Annotated in this window: 16 protein-coding genes; 11 read left to right on the forward strand and 5 right to left on the reverse strand. The window is 70.1% G+C overall.

Annotated elements, in window-relative coordinates:
* Positions 1-66: 66 nt before the first annotated feature.
* Complete coding sequence (locus LL239_RS05965; RefSeq protein ID WP_228162538.1) at positions 67-591, forward strand: YbhB/YbcL family Raf kinase inhibitor-like protein; 525 nt, start codon at positions 67-69, stop codon at positions 589-591.
* A 26-nt stretch (positions 592-617) separates the two neighbouring features.
* Here the strand turns inward: LL239_RS05965 and LL239_RS05970 are convergent, their stop codons facing one another.
* The gene (locus LL239_RS05970) at positions 618-1,718 is read right to left on the reverse strand and encodes a PIG-L family deacetylase (RefSeq protein WP_228162539.1); all 1,101 of its coding nucleotides are present in this window, start codon (positions 1,716-1,718) and stop codon (positions 618-620) included.
* Positions 1,719-2,047: 329 nt separating this feature from the next.
* Between LL239_RS05970 and LL239_RS05975 the strand changes: the two genes are divergently transcribed.
* The 9 genes from LL239_RS05975 to LL239_RS06015 all read left to right on the forward strand — a co-directional run bounded on the left by LL239_RS05975 (position 2,048) and on the right by LL239_RS06015 (position 10,030).
* Complete coding sequence (locus tag LL239_RS05975; protein WP_228162540.1) at positions 2,048-3,622, forward strand: sugar transferase; 1,575 nt, start codon at positions 2,048-2,050, stop codon at positions 3,620-3,622.
* Between the two features lie 73 nt (positions 3,623-3,695).
* A complete protein-coding gene (locus LL239_RS05980; RefSeq protein ID WP_228162541.1) occupies positions 3,696-5,021 on the forward strand; it encodes a UDP-glucose dehydrogenase family protein in 1,326 nt (441 codons plus the stop codon).
* A gap of 182 nt (positions 5,022-5,203) precedes the next feature.
* The gene (locus LL239_RS05985) at positions 5,204-5,677 is read left to right on the forward strand and encodes an Asp23/Gls24 family envelope stress response protein (RefSeq protein ID WP_228162542.1); all 474 of its coding nucleotides are present in this window, start codon (positions 5,204-5,206) and stop codon (positions 5,675-5,677) included.
* Positions 5,674-5,862 carry a DUF2273 domain-containing protein gene (locus LL239_RS05990; RefSeq protein ID WP_228162543.1) on the forward strand — a complete coding sequence of 63 codons (189 nt, stop codon included), beginning with the start codon at positions 5,674-5,676 and terminating at the stop codon, positions 5,860-5,862. Before LL239_RS05985 ends, LL239_RS05990 begins: the two co-directional genes overlap by 4 nt.
* Complete coding sequence (locus tag LL239_RS05995) at positions 5,859-6,245, forward strand: hypothetical protein (RefSeq protein WP_228162544.1); 387 nt, start codon at positions 5,859-5,861, stop codon at positions 6,243-6,245. The genes LL239_RS05990 and LL239_RS05995 overlap by 4 nt, the downstream gene beginning before the upstream one ends.
* Positions 6,242-6,832 (forward strand): alkaline shock response membrane anchor protein AmaP, encoded by a 591-nt coding sequence (locus tag LL239_RS06000; RefSeq protein ID WP_228162545.1) that lies wholly within the window; start codon positions 6,242-6,244, stop codon positions 6,830-6,832. Before LL239_RS05995 ends, LL239_RS06000 begins: the two co-directional genes overlap by 4 nt.
* Complete coding sequence (locus tag LL239_RS06005; protein WP_228162546.1) at positions 6,829-7,416, forward strand: hypothetical protein; 588 nt, start codon at positions 6,829-6,831, stop codon at positions 7,414-7,416. Before LL239_RS06000 ends, LL239_RS06005 begins: the two co-directional genes overlap by 4 nt.
* 330 nt (positions 7,417-7,746) lie before the next feature.
* Positions 7,747-9,753 (forward strand): ABC1 kinase family protein, encoded by a 2,007-nt coding sequence (locus LL239_RS06010; RefSeq protein ID WP_228162547.1) that lies wholly within the window; start codon positions 7,747-7,749, stop codon positions 9,751-9,753.
* A gap of 109 nt (positions 9,754-9,862) precedes the next feature.
* The gene (locus LL239_RS06015) at positions 9,863-10,030 is read left to right on the forward strand and encodes a hypothetical protein (RefSeq protein ID WP_228162548.1); all 168 of its coding nucleotides are present in this window, start codon (positions 9,863-9,865) and stop codon (positions 10,028-10,030) included.
* Positions 10,031-10,096: 66 nt separating this feature from the next.
* On the opposite strand, the gene LL239_RS06020 is transcribed toward LL239_RS06015, so the two are convergent.
* The 3 genes from LL239_RS06020 to LL239_RS06030 all read right to left on the reverse strand — a co-directional run bounded on the left by LL239_RS06020 (position 10,097) and on the right by LL239_RS06030 (position 11,601).
* The gene (locus tag LL239_RS06020; protein WP_228162549.1) at positions 10,097-10,759 is read right to left on the reverse strand and encodes an arsenate reductase/protein-tyrosine-phosphatase family protein; all 663 of its coding nucleotides are present in this window, start codon (positions 10,757-10,759) and stop codon (positions 10,097-10,099) included.
* 142 nt (positions 10,760-10,901) lie between these two features.
* Entirely contained in the window at positions 10,902-11,291 is a 390-nt protein-coding gene (locus tag LL239_RS06025) for a hypothetical protein (protein WP_228162550.1), read from the reverse strand.
* Positions 11,292-11,325: 34 nt separating this feature from the next.
* Positions 11,326-11,601: a helix-turn-helix domain-containing protein gene (locus tag LL239_RS06030; RefSeq protein ID WP_228162551.1), complete on the reverse strand. Its 276-nt coding sequence runs from the start codon at positions 11,599-11,601 to the stop codon at positions 11,326-11,328.
* 339 nt (positions 11,602-11,940) lie between these two features.
* Here LL239_RS06030 and LL239_RS06035 point away from each other — a divergent pair, with 339 nt between their 5' ends.
* Positions 11,941-13,410: a sugar transferase gene (locus LL239_RS06035; protein WP_228162552.1), complete on the forward strand. Its 1,470-nt coding sequence runs from the start codon at positions 11,941-11,943 to the stop codon at positions 13,408-13,410.
* Between the two features lie 65 nt (positions 13,411-13,475).
* Here the strand turns inward: LL239_RS06035 and LL239_RS06040 are convergent, their stop codons facing one another.
* Positions 13,476-15,125, reverse strand: coding sequence for a polysaccharide biosynthesis tyrosine autokinase (locus LL239_RS06040; RefSeq protein ID WP_228162553.1), 1,650 nt, complete (start codon positions 15,123-15,125; stop codon positions 13,476-13,478).
* Positions 15,126-15,208: the final 83 nt, after the last annotated feature.

The raw sequence follows: 15,208 nt of genomic DNA on the forward strand, positions 1-15,208 counted from the left end.
CTACCCACCTCCCGGTGCGGATGCAAGCCCGCGCTCGCCACGGCCACGACCTCCTAGGGTGCCGTCATGGTTGATCTGACCCGCCCCCAGAGTCCCGACCCGTACCCGCTCCTTCCGGCGGTCGCGTCCTTCGACGTCACCAGCGACGACGTCACCGACGCGCAGCCGTTGAAGGACGACCAGGTCGCCTCCCGCGGCAACACCTCCCCGCATCTGACCTGGTCGAACCCGCCGGAGGGCACGTCGTCCTTCACCATCACCTGTTTCGACCCCGACGCTCCCACGCCGAGCGGGTTCTGGCACTGGGTTCTCGTCGACCTGCCGGCCGATCTGCGCGAGATCCCCGCGGGGTTCGCCGCGGGCGACCTCCCCGAAGGCGCGTTCCACGTCCGCAACGACGCCGGGGAGGCAGGTTTCCTCGGCGCGGCGCCGCCGGAGGGCGACCAGCCGCACCGCTACTTCTTCGTCGTGCACGCGGTCGGCGCCGAGAGCCTCGGCGTGGATGCCGCCGCGACCCCCGCCGCGGTGTCGTTCGCGCTGGCGTTCCAGACGCTCGGCCGCGCGATCGTCCACGGGACCTTCCAGCACTGACGGGGCGGCCCCGGCCGGACGCGCGGTCAGGACAGGCGGAGCTCGGCCTCGCTGAGCAGATACGACCTGCGCAGCCACTCGCCGAACTTACGTGTCTTCAGACAGGCGGCGCGGTCCGCACAGCGGACCACCTCGTCCTGCTGCGCGTAGATGCGATAGGTGTCGACTTTGGCATCCAGCACCGCTCCGTCCAGGGTGCGGGGGAGATCCTGCGAGGGATAGCCCACGACGTACCGGATGCCGGCGGCCGCCGGCCCCTGCTGCCCGATGGCATCGCGCACCAGCGTGCCGACCGCGGAATGGTCGGGGTGGTCGCCGGCGGCAAAGGCGCTGCCGCGGGGCACATGGGTGAGCGTGCGCGCCGGCTGCAGGGCGGAGGCGATCTCCGTCAGGGCCGCCGACAGCTGCGCCCGGTCTACGGCTGGTCCGCCGTCGATGGGAGCGAGAGCGCCGATCCCCCCGTCGATCAGCTTGCTCAGCGTCGCGTGGCCCGTGGCGTCGAACCCGCCGTCGGTGATGTTCCCGTCCGGAAGACGGACGAACATGATCGAGACGCGCGGGTCCCCCTGTGGGGTCAGACGCTCGACCCGCAGCCCCGCGTCCAGCGTCACCACGGTGGAGTCCCATAGTCCGTCGGCGCCGCGCATGTGGTTGTAGGCCCGCAGGATGCCGAGCTCGCGCGAGCGGGTGTACGTGAGGCCCTTGCCCGCATCGCCCGAGGTCAGGAATGCGGTACGAACGCACTGCCCGGCGGAGAGGGCACCCGAGATGGCCGGATTACCGAAGATGATGTCGTCGTCCGGGTGGGCCCAGACGGTGAGGAGGGTGTCACTCTCACACGGCTGCGCGGCGGGCGAGAGCGACACCATCGGTGCGGGCGCAACCGTCGGCGGGGGTGTGGTCACCGCGGGCGCGAGCCGCGGAATCGGTGCGAACGTGGGAGCGGCGGTGGGTCGGCCCGATGCGAGGGGGGCGGCGTCGCGGGTCGCGGCTCCGACGGGCCAGACCCCCAGAGCGCCCGACACCACGATCGACCCGCCGACGAGGAGCACGACGGCCAGCGCCGCGATGAGCGCTCCTGCACCGAGTCGGGCGCGCAACGGGGTCGACCGGTCCACGCGTGTCATCGGCGATCCCCCCGGTGTCGCGGTCATCGACTTCCGGGCGCCGAAGACCGCTGCCGAGTCTAACGGCGGCGTCACGGTTACACCACGAAGCCACGCAGCACCTTCCACTTGACATCGATCAGGGGATGTGAGGGCCTGTCAGGAAAGGCGGCTCCGAGGATGTCCCCCAGCCGGGGGACACGCGGTTATGTGGGGAAAATGGGGGTGACCAGACTCACCGGTCAGGAAACATCTCGTTCATACACGGGTGATTCACGGGGTGAGTTCAGGCTGTTATCGTTCAGCAGGAGAACCACGATCCGACCATCGGAGAAAGGGGCCTACGCACTGTGACGTCTGACCTGCAGGTCGACGCGACATCGACGTCGCAGGGCGCCGTCGCCGAGATCGACGAAGCGACGATGGCGACGAAACCGCCCCGCGACCACGCCGCGGATCGTGCACCCGAGGCCTCCCCTCCGAGACGCGACCGCTGGCGCCAGCGCTACCGCCGCAACCTCATCCTCACCGACCTCGCCTCGCTGATCTGGGTCGTCTACGGCACGCAGCTAGCGTGGTTCGGCACCGGTAACGCCGCGGTCGCGGCGAGCCGCGACAACCGCATCACCGACCTCTCCTACTGGGTCTTCTCGGCGGGCCTCATCATCGCGTGGATGTGGGCACTGTCGTTCATCGATTCGCGCAGCGACCGAGTGCTGGGCACGGGCTCGCAGGAATACATCCGCGTCATCGATTCCAGCTTCCGACTCTTCGGCACGATCGCCATCATCGCCTTCCTCACCCAGATCGACGTCGCCCGTGGATACCTGCTGATCAGCCTGCCGGGCGGCATCCTCGTCCTCATCTTCACGCGGTGGCTCTGGCGCCAGTGGCTCATCGTCCAGCGCTCGCGCGGGAAGTACTCCGCCAGCGTGCTGCTCGTGGGTTCGCTCGCCTCGGTGACCCAGGTCGCGCGGGAGTTCGCCCGCAATCCCAACGCCGGTTACCGGGTCGTGGGAGCGTGCGTTCCCAGCGGCAAGGTCGCAGACACCATCCCCGGGACGGACATCCCGGTGATGGGGCACGTCGGCGACATCTCCCGGGCGCTGCAGGCCACGGGAGCGGACACCGTCGCCGTCACGAGTGCCGACGAGTTGCCCGCGGACAAGGTCAAGCAGATCTCCTGGAGCCTGGAGGCCGGCCGGCAGCATCTCGTTCTCGCTCCGAGCATCATCGACATCGCCGGACCGCGGCTGCACACACGCCCCGTCGCGGGGCTCCCCCTCATCCACGTCGAGACTCCCCGGTTCTCGCGCGGACAGGTGTTCCTCAAGCGCACCGTGGACCTCGTCGCCAGCATCGCCGGTGTGATCCTCCTGAGCCCGCTCCTGGCCTTCCTCGCCATCGCCGTGCGCCTCTCCAGCGAGGGACCGGTCTTCTTCCGACAGAAGCGCGTGGGCTTCCGCGGCCGCGAGTTCACCATGATCAAGTTCCGCTCGATGGTCGTCAACGCCGAAGACCTGCTCGAGCAGCTCGCGAAGCAAGAGCGGGATGCCGGCAACGAGGTGCTCTTCAAGATGAAGAACGACCCGCGGGTCACCCCCATCGGTCGGATCATGCGCAAGTTCAGTCTGGACGAGCTCCCGCAGCTGTTCAACGTCATCGGCGGATCGATGTCGCTCGTCGGCCCTCGTCCGCCGCTGCCGTCGGAAGTCGCCCTCTACGCTGACCACGTGCACCGTCGATTCCTTGCGAAACCAGGCATCACCGGACTGTGGCAGGTCAGTGGGCGCTCGTCGCTCTCGTGGGAGGAGTCCGTGCGCCTGGACCTGTCGTACGTGGAGAACTGGACGCTCGTCGGCGACTTCGTCATCTTGGGCAAGACCGCCCGCGCCGCCCTGGCGCCGGGCGAGACGGCCGCGTGAACTCCCCGCGCTCCCGTGCGGGTCGACGGCGCGACATTCGCGTGCTGTCTGGAAACAGAGCTGGAGGAGACCCGTGCGTCTTTCTGTAATTGGTTGTGGATACTTGGGAGCCGTCCATGCGGCGGCGATGGCCTCGATCGGGCACGAGGTCGTCGGTATCGACGTCGATGAGCGGAAGGTCGCCTCGCTCTCGAAGGGCGAGGCGCCCTTCTTCGAACCCGGACTCCAGGAGATCCTCACCGAGGGCATCGCCTCCGGTCGTCTGTCGTTCACGACCGACATGTCGGCCGCGCAGGGCGCCAAGGTGCACTTCATCGGTGTCGGCACGCCGCAGCAGCCGGGTGGATACGCCGCCGACCTCACCTACGTGCACGCGGCCGTGGACGGCCTGCTCCCCTACCTCTCCGAGGGGGACATCGTCGCGGGCAAGTCGACCGTGCCGGTGGGCACCGCGGAATCCCTCGCCCCCCGCGTGACCGAGCGCGGCGCCACCCTGGTCTGGAACCCCGAGTTCCTCCGCGAGGGGTGGGCCGTTCAGGACACCGTCGACCCCGACCGCCTCGTCGCGGGGGTGCCGAGCGCGGATGGTGCACCGACCGAGGAGGGCGCGCGCACCGCCGACGTCCTGCGCGAGGTGTATCACCCGTCCATCGCCAAGGGCACGCCGTTCATCATCACCGACTACGCCACCGCTGAATTGGTGAAGGTCTCGGCGAACGCGTTCCTGGCGACGAAGATCAGCTTCATCAACGCCATGGCCGAGATCGCCGAGGTCACCGGTGCCGACGTCACGACGCTCGCCGACGCCATCGGCCACGATGCGCGCATCGGTCGCCGATTCCTCGGCGCCGGCATCGGGTTCGGTGGCGGCTGCCTCCCCAAGGACATCCGTGCGTTCTCCGCGCGGGCCGAGGAACTCGGACGCGGCGAGTCGGTGGCATTCCTGCGAGAGATCGACGCGATCAACCTCCGCCGTCGCGACCGGGCTGTCGAACTCACCGTCCAGGCGCTGGGAGGCTCGGTGTTCGAGAAGAAGGTGGCCGTTCTCGGCGCGGCCTTCAAGCCGCACAGCGACGACATCCGCGACTCCCCCGCTCTCGACGTGGCCGTGCGCCTCCACGGTCTGGGCGCCGACGTCACGCTGACCGACCCCGCCGCGATCGAGAACGCCCGTCGCATCCACCCCCAGCTGACCTACATCGAGGACCGTGACGAAGCTCTGCGCGACGCGGACGCCGTCATCGTCGTCACCGAGTGGGACGAGTACCGTCGCGATCTCGACCCGGCCCACGCCGCCGAGCTGACCGCGGGCCGCGTGGTGATCGACGGACGCAACTGCCTGGATGCCAACGCCTGGCGCTCCGCCGGCTGGACCTACTACGGCATGGGTCGCCCCTGACCTCTGCCCCCCGCCACCCCCGAGCGCCCCGGCACCACTGCCGGGGCGCTCGGCATTCGAGGGCGCGGTCCGGATTTCTTCGCTCGCCGCGTGACGAATCCGCTCCCCGCTACGTCTCATCAGTACGCGAACACCGCTGCGCCGGGATGTCCCGGCGCAGAACGTACTGAAAGGACACTCCGATGGCTAGCCAAGACAAGCCTGCGGCGCCCCTCGCCGCAACGCAGGGCTCGCGCGTGGACCGCGCGTTCCCGGGTTCCGGGAGCCCCTCGTCCGAGACCGCGGGCAAGACCACCATCGCCGATTCGGTCGTGGCCAAGGTCGCCGGCATCGCCGCGCGCGAGGTTCCCGGCGTGTACGCGCTCGGCGGTGGCGGGGCCCGGGCCTTCGGCGCGATCCGCGACGCGATCAACGCCACCGACCTGACGCAGGGCGTCAAGGTCGAGGTCGGCGAGACGCAGGCCGCTGCCGACGTCACGATCGTGGTGGAGTACCCCGCCCCCATCCAGGAGGTGGCCGATCAGGTGCGTACGCGCGTCGCCGGTGCCATCAGCGGTCTCGTCGGCCTCGAGGTCGTCGAGGTAAACGTCGACGTCAACGACATCCACATCCCGGGTGACGATGACGACGACTCGACCCCCTCTCGCGTGTCATGAACCCGACGCTCACCGGTGCCCTCATCGGCCTCGTCCTGGCCGTCGCCGCACTGATCTTCGGCTTCTGGGGCTTCCTCCTGGTCGCCCTGTTCATGGCGATCGGCGCGATCGTCGGTCGGATCGCCTCCGGCCAGATCGACATCCGCAGCATCGCCAACGCATTCTCGGGTCGGAGCACGTCGTGACCACCGCGCTTCCCGGGGTGGCCGCCGCCCCGGGGGGCGGGGTCGCGGTGCGCACCGGCGGCCGCGTCGACGTCGCCGACCGCGTCTACCGGAAGGCGGCGGAGCAGGCGGCGGCCGAGGCGATCGGGGTCGCCCGTGCGGAGGTCTCCGTCGACATCGCCGCCTCGATCGGCTCGGTCGTCGTACGCATCCGATCGCCGTTCCCCGTCCCCCGCCTCGACGACACCGAGGCCGTCCGGGCCGCCATCCCCGTTGTGGAGGCGGCGCACGGCATCCAGCAGGACCTCCGTACGCGCCTCACGCGTCTGTTCGGGCGCGAGGTCTCCCGCGTGGACCTCACCATCGTGGGCGCCACGATTCCGAAAAGAAGGAGGGTGAGATGACCGATTCCGTTCTCCGCACCGTCGTGCGTCGGGAGACGCACTCGCCGCGCACAGGGGCGATGCTCCTGGTCGTGGTGCTGCTGATCCTCGCGGCGGTGTATGCCGCCGTCGAGATCGTTCTCGCGCTGACGGGCCGGCAACCGCTCCTGGTCGCTCCCGCGGCCGCCGTGGAGGCCCTGGCGGCGCTTCCGATGACCGTCGCTCCGACGGGCCTGATCGCCGCCGGCGCCGTGATCGCTCTCGTCGGTCTCGTCGTGTTCGCCGTCGGGGTGTCTCCCGGTCGCCTGTCCCGGCATGAGATGGCCTGGGGCGACCGGGCCGTCGTCGTCGACAACGGCGTCGTGGCCTCCGCGCTCGCCCAGCACGTGAGCACGGCGTCGGGGATCGCGCGGGAGAACGTCGTGGTGGGCGTCGCGCACCGCGCTGTCGACGTGACGGTCCGGCCGCCCGTCGGCGTCCCCGTGGAGGCGGAGAGACTGCGACAGATCGTCGAGGACGAGGTCGCGTCGTACCGCCTCAGCCCCTCGGTGCGCACCCGGATCCGAGTCGATCGACCGCGCGACGCCGGAAGAGAGGACCCCCGATGAGGAACACCAATCGAGCGCTCAACCGCACCGTGCTGATCGTCGTCGGCCTCGTCCTGCTCGCCCTGGGGGCACTGCTCATCGCGGTCGCTGCCGTGCCCGGCGCGGCGGATCTCTGGACGCAGGCCGCCGACGGCATCCGCGCCTGGGCAGACGAGATCGCACAGCCCTCGCTCGGCATCGGCGCCGTCGCCGCGCTCGCGGTCGTCGCGCTCGTGCTCGTGCTCGTCGCCGTGAGCGCAGTGCGGGGCACGCACCGCGTCCCCCTGCAGTCCACAGGGACCGAGAGCGATGTGGGTCGCATCACGCTGACCGACGGATTCGCCTCGGCGGCACTGAAGAACTCGCTCGACGAGCGCGACGAGCTCCTCGCCGCCCGCATCGCCTCCAACGAGGTGCGCAAGGAGACGGTTCTCCACGTCAGCGTCACGCCGCGTCAGAACACCTCCCCCCGGCAGATCGCCGAGCACGTCGACACGCTCGTGACGAATCTCGCGACATTGACGGGGCAGGGCTTCCGCACCTACATCTCGGTGCACTCGAGCCTGCGCGCGAAGCTCGCGCATGACCGGAGGCGCCTCGACTGAGTGGAGCGCGGCGGGGCCGAGGAGGTGTTCGCCTCCTCCCCCGCCCCGTCGGGGCGGCGGACCCCTGTGGACGGTTTCTGCGCACCGCGGCATGCGCATGTAAAAATGCCCTCGACAGAAGGGCACGCCATGATCCCCTCCCCCGGCCTCCCCCCTGCGAACGCCGCGCCCGCACCGCCCCCGGACGACGGAGCGACGAGCGGGTTCCCACCCCGCTGCCTTCGATGCCTCCACACGCTGGAGCCGCGACGACGTGGCGGCTCGGCCGTGTGGGGGTGCCCGGGATGCCAGCTCGTTCGCATCGCGTGACCCGGCGGCTACGCTGACCCCGTGCTCGTCACCCTGCTCATCGCCGTTCTCGCGATCATCTGCGCGGTCCTCGTGGGCTTCGTCGCCCGTCAGATCCTCGGGACGGCGGTGGGGTGGCCGCGCAGCATCGTGATCGGTCTGCTGGTGTTCTTCCTCGGCGTTCCCGTCGCCGGCTGGGTACTGCGACAGACCGGCATGCCGGATGGGGCCACACCCGGGGGCGAAGAGGACGTCTGGCTGTGGGTCGGGCTCATCGCCCTGTCGATCAGCTGGGTGTTCGCCCTGGGAGTCGCCGCTCTCGTGGCGAGTGAGGCGATCTTCCCGACCCGCCCGCTTCCCAACCCGATCGACGTGATCCGCGCAGCCCTCCGCCAGCGCAAGCGCACCCGTCGATACCTCGAGATCCTCGCGATCGCCTCGCGTCACGGCGTGGGCTGGCTCTTCCATGGCGGACACTCGCGCGTCGAGCAGCAGTTGAGCACATCCGAGGAGCGGGCCCGCGCCATCGTGGCCACCATCAACGACGCCGGTGTGAGTTTCGTCAAGCTCGGTCAGGTGCTCTCGACACGCCGCGATCTCATTCCGGAGCCCTACCTGAGCGCTCTCGCCTCACTGCAGACCAACGCCACGACTCTCCCCTGGGAGACTGCGCGCGAGGTCATCGAGAGCGACCTGGGACGCCCGGTCGACGAGATCTTCGCCGAGGTCGATCCTCACCCGCTCGCCGCCGCGTCGGTCGCCCAGGTGCACCGGGCGGTCCTGCACGACGGCAGTCGTGTCGTGGTCAAGGTGCAGCGCCCCGCCGCACGCGCGCAGGTCGAGGCGGATGCCGACATCATCGGCCGCCTCGCCCATCGCGCCGAGGCGCGCACCCGCGTCGGGCGCGACCTGCGCATCGAGTCCGTCGCCCGCGGCTTCACCAGCACGCTGCTCGAAGAGCTGGACTATCGCGTGGAGGCGCGCAACACCGAGATGATCCGCGCCACCGTCGAGCGCATCGACGCGACCGATCCCGCGCGGCGGGGACTCGTGACCGTGCCCGCAGCTTTTCCCCTGGCGTCCGGCACGCGGGTGCTCACGATGGAGATGGTGGACGGAGCGGCGCTCAGCGACTCCGCCGACCGCCTGGCGGCGATGACCGCGCAGGAGCGGGATCGCCTCGCGGAGGTGCTGATGACGACGGTCATCGAGCAGATCCTGGTCTACGGCGTGTTCCATGCCGACCTCCACCCGGGCAACGTGCTGCTCACGAGCGACGGCACCCTCGGGCTGATCGACTTCGGTGCGGTCGGGATCATCGAACGCAGCCGTCGGCAGCACATGACGGCCTTCCTCCTCGCCGCGCTCAGCGAGAACGACGTCGCCGCGACGGACGCGCTGTTGCTCATCGTCGACGCCCCGGACGACGTGGATCTGGATGCCTTCCGTCACGACGTCGGCATCGTGCTCACGGCGGAGCACGTGCGAAGCGTCGGCCAGGGGTCGATCTTCACGCGGATCGTCGACGTCATCCGGCAGCACAGGATCGCCCTCCCGGGCGAGCTGGCGTCGGCGCTGCGCAGCTTCGCGACACTGGAAGGATGTCTCCGCGTGATCGTGGACGACTTCGACATGGTCGGCCGCGCTCTCCCCCTCATGCCGACTCTGCTCCGTCGCACGATCTCGCTCGGCCGGGCCGCCACCGATCTGCAGGCGGGTGCCGTGATCTCGCTCGCGCGTCTTCAGCGGATGCCGCAGCGACTCGAGGCCCTGCTCACGGGCATCGAGCGGGGATCGATCGGCATCACGCTCCGTTCCGACGACGGAACCGACACCAGTGGCATCCTGAGCCGGATCACCTCCGAGATCGCCACCACCCTGGTGTCGATCGCGGCGGTCGTGATCGCCGTGGTGCTGATCGTGGCCGGGGGCGGGCCCGTGCTGGGGGGATCGGTGACGTTGTTCGCGATCCTGGGCGCGGTGATCGGGCTCTTCGGTTTCCTCGGGCTGCTCCGTGTCGTCCGGCGCACCTTTGGCCGACGGCACTGATATACCGCATCACGCCACGGCGCGGGAGTCCCTCTGCGATGTCCGAATGACCACTACAGTGACGAGCACATACTCTTTGTGCACCGCCGGACTCCGAAGGAGAAGTCCCATGGTCGTCGTCGTCACCGCCATCGTCGTCGGTATCGTCGCTTGGATCGTCACCGCACTCGCGGCCGGGATCAGTCTCGGCCGCATCATCGCCCGCGCCGACAGCGAAGAGGGACGCGTGCTCGACGCCCCTTCTTCGCCCAGTCTGAGCGGGGCGCTCATCCTCTGATCGCTCCGAGGCCCGGGTCAAGGACGTCGCCGCGTGCCTCGACGCCGTAGCGAGGCGTGGCAACGCTCATGGCTGCACGCCGCCGGGGAAGACCCGGCTCGCCCCTCGCCGCGCGCGGCGGGTCATCGGGACCACTCCCGGGCCGACCTGCGGGCTGCGATCTCGGAAGAGAGCCCCGGCGCGGGCGGCAATGACCTCCACTGCGTCCACCGCGCACCGTTCGAAGTCCGCCCACACCGCAGCGGACTGCCCCACGGGATCGACCAGATCATCGTCCTCCGCGGCCCGCCGGCGGAGCCGAGTCCGCCGGTGGGCCGCCGAGTCGACCAGCGCGGCCCAACTCCCGTGCGCGTCGGCCTGATCCTCCTCAGCCAGCAGACGCGCGAACTCGCGCAGGGTGAAGGTCGAGTCCAGAAGATCCGGACGCATGTCGAGGACGACCCGCCGATGGACGGCCGCCGCGCACAGGACAGTGGTTCCGGGCTCGAGCAGGGATTCATCGAGGCGGCGTGAGCGGTGACGGCCGAGGTCGAGGCCATACCGGTGCCCGATGGCGATCGCCTCCGGTTCGACCGGACGGCCGGGACGCGCGGCGGATCCGGCACTGTCGATGATCAGTTCCGGCGCTCCGGCCGAGACACGCTCACGGAGCAGGTGCTCCACGAAGGGCGATCGGATCACGTTCGCGGTGCACACGATGAGGACGCGGACGGGTGCCGATGGGCTCACAGGGACCTCTCGATGGACGGGCGGGGACGAAGGACCGTTCCCGTCAGTCCATCGCCTTCCCGCCGACACGCGTGCGCCCGGCGATGGGCGCGCGCGGTGCCGGTTCGGGGTGAAAGACTCTTCGTCGGAATCGACCGCGTCTTCAGGGCCGCAGAGCTTCTCGGATCTGCGGATCGTCGGCGAGCGCGCGCCGCAGTTCTCGGGCGCCCTCGGCACTCAGAGCCAGTCCGCCTCCTCCCACCTCGATGACGAGCCAGTTCTCCGTGTCGTCCCGGCGCCGCAGGATCCCCACCTCCACATCGACCGCGGCGCCCCGACCGCTCTCGTCGACACCTCGCAGGCGCGCACTGAATCCCGCCCCCGCACTGCGGTGATCCTCGTCATCGGGGTGCGTCGTCTCTCCGTGGAGCGTCGTGCACCACGCGAACGCGCAGCGCCCGTTCGAATGACGGGGACGGACGTCGTCTTCACTCATGCCGGACACCTCTTTCTCCGGATCGTCCGCGAGGGCGACCCGATCGTCGGTGGGCACGGAGGAAGTGAAGCACGAGCCTCCGACACCGCCGTCAGCGTCCGGGCGCGATGCCCTCCGGAGGCTGCGGCAGCAGGTCGGGGAGTGGAATCTCCAGGACCTCGGCCAGGCACACGATGGTCCGCAGACGGGGATTCGCGGGAGTACCCGGGTTGGACTCGCCACGCTCGAGTTTGCGGTACGTGAAGGTCGCAAGCCCTGCGGCATGGGCGACGTGCTCTTGCGAAAGACCGCGCTGAGCCCGGGCGTGCAGGAGACGCGATCCGAACTCGCGGGCGAACTCGTTCCAGGGATCGGACGCGTCGGTCATGCGTCCAGCTTGACTGCTCCGCTACGCGCACATGAACATGCATACATACGAGGGCGAAAAGTGCCACCGCCGTGCCCCGTGCGTCGTGCGGGGTGACGAGCGCGAACGCCCAGGTGAGCATCCAGGCGATCCCCCCACTGAGAAACCGGCGAGTTCGCGGAGCCCGTCGGGCGGCACGACGCCACCGCCGCGCGGTCGCCGCCCTTCACCCCGCCACGGGCGAGACGGCGCTTCCCGCTCGCGCGCACACGCGGTGGCAGAGTGCCCGGACCCTGCGCCTCCTGTTCCAGCCCAGAGGCGCCTCATCTCCGGCCACTGAGCCCGATCAGCGGAGCACTCATGGATCTCGCCACCTCATCACTCCCTTCACCACCCATAACAAGAAACTTCACCCCTGCCCGTGACGGGCGCCGACGCTCCTGGCAAGCCCGGTATGCCCGACGGCTCGCCGTTCTCGACACCGTCGTGGTGATCACCGCGGTCTTCGGTACCCAGCTGCTCTGGCTCGGGCCGGAGCCCGCCGGCGTGAGCGCCGCACCCATCGATTACACGACCGTGTCGGTCCTGCTCAGCGCGGCGTGGCTCGCCGCGCTGGCACTCTGGGGGACGCGGCTGCCCCGCGTCGTCGGACACGGCGTCGCCGAACACCGCCTCGTGATCGCCGCATCGTTCCAGCTCTTCGGGCTCGTGGCGATGGCCGCGTATCTGACCGGCATCGACCTCTCCCGCGGCTACTTCCTCCTGAGCCTGCCCGTCGGAACCCTCACACTGCTGGTCGCGCGCACCGCCGCCCGTTCTTGGCTGGTCTCCCGCCGCCGGAAGGGCGACATGTCGGCTCGGGTCGTGCTCGTGGGCAGCGCGGAGGAGAATGCGCGCGTCGCGGGAGAGATCATGCGTCAACCGGGTGTCGGCCTCACTGTCGTGGGGCTGCATCCGATCGCCGTCGACGAAGAGTCGTGGACCGAGGCGCAGGCGCGCCGGCTGCGGCGTCGGCTCGACCAACTCGACGCCGACAGCGTCCTGGTCACGGGCGGCGGTCACCTCGACGCCCACGACATCCGACGAATCGGCTGGAGCCTGGAGCCCGGACGGCAGCACCTCATCGTGGCCGTGAACCTCACGGACGTGGCGGGCCCTCGCATCCACACCCGTCCGGTGGCGGGCCTGCCGCTCGTACACGTGGAGACTCCGCAGTACTCGACGCGCCAACGCGTGCTCAAGCGCGCGTTCGACGTGGTCGGGGCCCTGCTCCTGCTTGCTGCCACGAGTCCGCTGCTGCTCGTGCTCGCCGGCCTCGTGCGCCTGTCGGGACCAGGCCCCATCCTGTACCGTCAGGAGCGCGTCGGACAGGGCGGCGTCCGGTTCGGAATGCTCAAGTTCCGCTCGATGGTCGACGGGGCGGACGCACGACTGTCCGAACTCCTCGCCACCCAGGGACGCGACGGCGCTCCGCTCTTCAAGATCGAGAACGACCCTCGCGTCACCCCCATCGGCCGGGTGCTCCGGAAATACTCGCTCGACGAGATCCCTCAGCTGTTCAATGTGCTGATCGGGCAGATGAGCCTCGTCGGCCCCCGCCCCCAGCGTGATGCGGAGGTCGCCTTCTACGACGACGACGCCCGCCGCCGGCTCATCGTCCGCCCGGGAATGAGCGGGCTCTGGCAGGTCAGCGGCCGCTCGACGCTGTCGTGGGAGGACGCGATCCGGCTCGACCTCTTCTACGTCGAGAACTGGTCGCTGGTCGGCGACATCGTCATCCTGTTCCGGACGATCAAGGCCGTCGTCGCACCGGGCGCGACGGCCCACTGACGCGACGATGAAGGCGCCGGTTCCCGTGGGGAGCCGGCGCCTTCATCGTCCACGGTCGGGACCGTTCATCCTCGCTGGCGGCGGCGGGCGCCGGAATCATCCTCGCGAGGGCGGGGAACGGTATCGACCGAACGGGTAGCTTCATCCACGGAATCACCCGATGTCGTGGGTGTGCTCCGCCGATGGGATAGCGTCCGCAAGCCGCTGACGTTCGATGGCACGGGCTCCGCCGAACGGCGGCGGGGGCCCGGCTCCCCGTCGCCGGAGGCTGGTGCGGCGCCGGGGGCGCGTCGCCACGGGCGTCGCCACCACGGGGTCCGACCCCCGCGCGGGTCGGGGGCGCCGTAGCCGTAGTAGCCCCCGTACTGGGAGCCGTAGTAGCCGGAGTCGGCGCCGCGCAGCGGGACGCGGTTGAGCACGACGCCCAGAAGCCGACCCCGAGTCTTGGCGATGTTGCCGACCGCCCGCACGAGCATGTCGTCCGTCGTGCGACCGGCGGTCACCACCAGCACCGCGCCGTCGGCCCAACTCGCGATGACCGCCGCGTCCGCGACCGCGAGTGTCGGCGGCGAATCGATGATCACGACGAGGTCGTCGGCCAGCGTGCGCGCGAGCTGCTGCATCCGCTGCGAGCCGACCATCTCGCTCGGGTTAGGGGGCGTGCGCCCCGCGGCAACGACGAACAGGCGCCCGTGCTCGTCGACCTGATGGGCGACCTGCTCGATCCGTGCGCGCCCGGCCAGGACGTCCGAAAGCCCGACGTCGTCGGAGAATCCGAAGGTGGCGCCCAGCACGGGTCGGCGGAGGTCGGCGTCGATGAGGATGACGGACTGGCCCGTCGCCGCGATGCTGACGGCGAGGTTGGCAGCCGTCGTCGACTTGCCGTCACCGGGCAGTGGGCTCGTGATGACCATGACGCGCGGAGGGTGGTCGACATCGACGTACTGGAGATTGGTCCGGAGCTCGCGCATCGCCTCCTTGTGCGCGAAGGAGCCCCGCCCGTCGCGGATGTCGTCGAACGAGAAGACGGCGCGACCGGCCGCAAGCTCCTTGTCCACGGGCAGGACGCCGACCACGGAGGCATCGACGGAATCAGAGATGTCGCGCGCTGACCGCACCCGGCGGTCGAACGCGCGCCGGACGAGGGCGAACACGATGCCGACCACGGCGCCGGCGATCGCGCCGACGGCGACGGTGAGCCGCTCATTGGGCGAGGAGGGCACCGTCGGCAGACGTGCCGAGTCGCCCGCGACGAGATGCACGGCGCCTTGGCTGCTTCCCGTCGACTCCAGCTCGTCGACCTGGAGCGTCATGCCGTGCAGCCACGCCTGAGCGAGGTCGCGGGCGGCCTCGGGCGTCGACCCCGTGGCCTCCACGCGCACGTTCACGGTGTCGACCGGGTTGGACACATGGATGCGCTGCACCAGGGACTCGGGGCTGTCGGTCAGGCCGAGTTCGTCCCGCGCCGTCTCGGCCACCGCTCGCCAATAGCCCATGTCGATGAACGACTTCACCTTCGAACGGGCCAGGGTGTCGCCCGCGAGGGCAGTGGCGGCCGATCCGTCCAAGGACACGCTCGCGACGTACCCGCTCGCGTCGGCGGTGTAGACCCGGGGCTGCACCGCACTCCAGCCCAGGCCCGCGAGCCCTCCCGCGACGGTGAGGGCGAGGATCGCCTTCCAGTACGCGCGCAGGATCCGCGCGACGCGTTGCATGTCCACTCGTGTTCCGCCTTTCGCCGGGCCCGCGTCGGGAACGCAGAGCCGGGGGCAGCATAGGCATGCGCCGGACCGCCCCC

Source organism: Microbacterium testaceum (assembly GCF_020781835.1).
In the GTDB taxonomy this organism is placed as follows: Bacteria; Actinomycetota; Actinomycetes; order Actinomycetales; family Microbacteriaceae; genus Microbacterium; species Microbacterium testaceum_H.

Coding starts and splice junctions, on each gene's coding strand:
- LL239_RS06040 (WP_228162553.1), bottom strand. CDS start 15,125: ATGCAACGCGTCGCGCGGATCCTGCGCGCGTACTGGAAGGCGATCCTC.
- LL239_RS06000 (WP_228162545.1), top strand. CDS start 6,242: ATGACCGATTCCGTTCTCCGCACCGTCGTGCGTCGGGAGACGCACTCG.
- LL239_RS06030 (WP_228162551.1), bottom strand. CDS start 11,601: ATGACCGACGCGTCCGATCCCTGGAACGAGTTCGCCCGCGAGTTCGGA.
- LL239_RS05990 (WP_228162543.1), top strand. CDS start 5,674: ATGAACCCGACGCTCACCGGTGCCCTCATCGGCCTCGTCCTGGCCGTC.
- LL239_RS05985 (WP_228162542.1), top strand. CDS start 5,204: ATGGCTAGCCAAGACAAGCCTGCGGCGCCCCTCGCCGCAACGCAGGGC.
- LL239_RS06035 (WP_228162552.1), top strand. CDS start 11,941: ATGGATCTCGCCACCTCATCACTCCCTTCACCACCCATAACAAGAAAC.
- LL239_RS06015 (WP_228162548.1), top strand. CDS start 9,863: ATGGTCGTCGTCGTCACCGCCATCGTCGTCGGTATCGTCGCTTGGATC.
- LL239_RS05970 (WP_228162539.1), bottom strand. CDS start 1,718: ATGACACGCGTGGACCGGTCGACCCCGTTGCGCGCCCGACTCGGTGCA.
- LL239_RS05965 (WP_228162538.1), top strand. CDS start 67: ATGGTTGATCTGACCCGCCCCCAGAGTCCCGACCCGTACCCGCTCCTT.
- LL239_RS06005 (WP_228162546.1), top strand. CDS start 6,829: ATGAGGAACACCAATCGAGCGCTCAACCGCACCGTGCTGATCGTCGTC.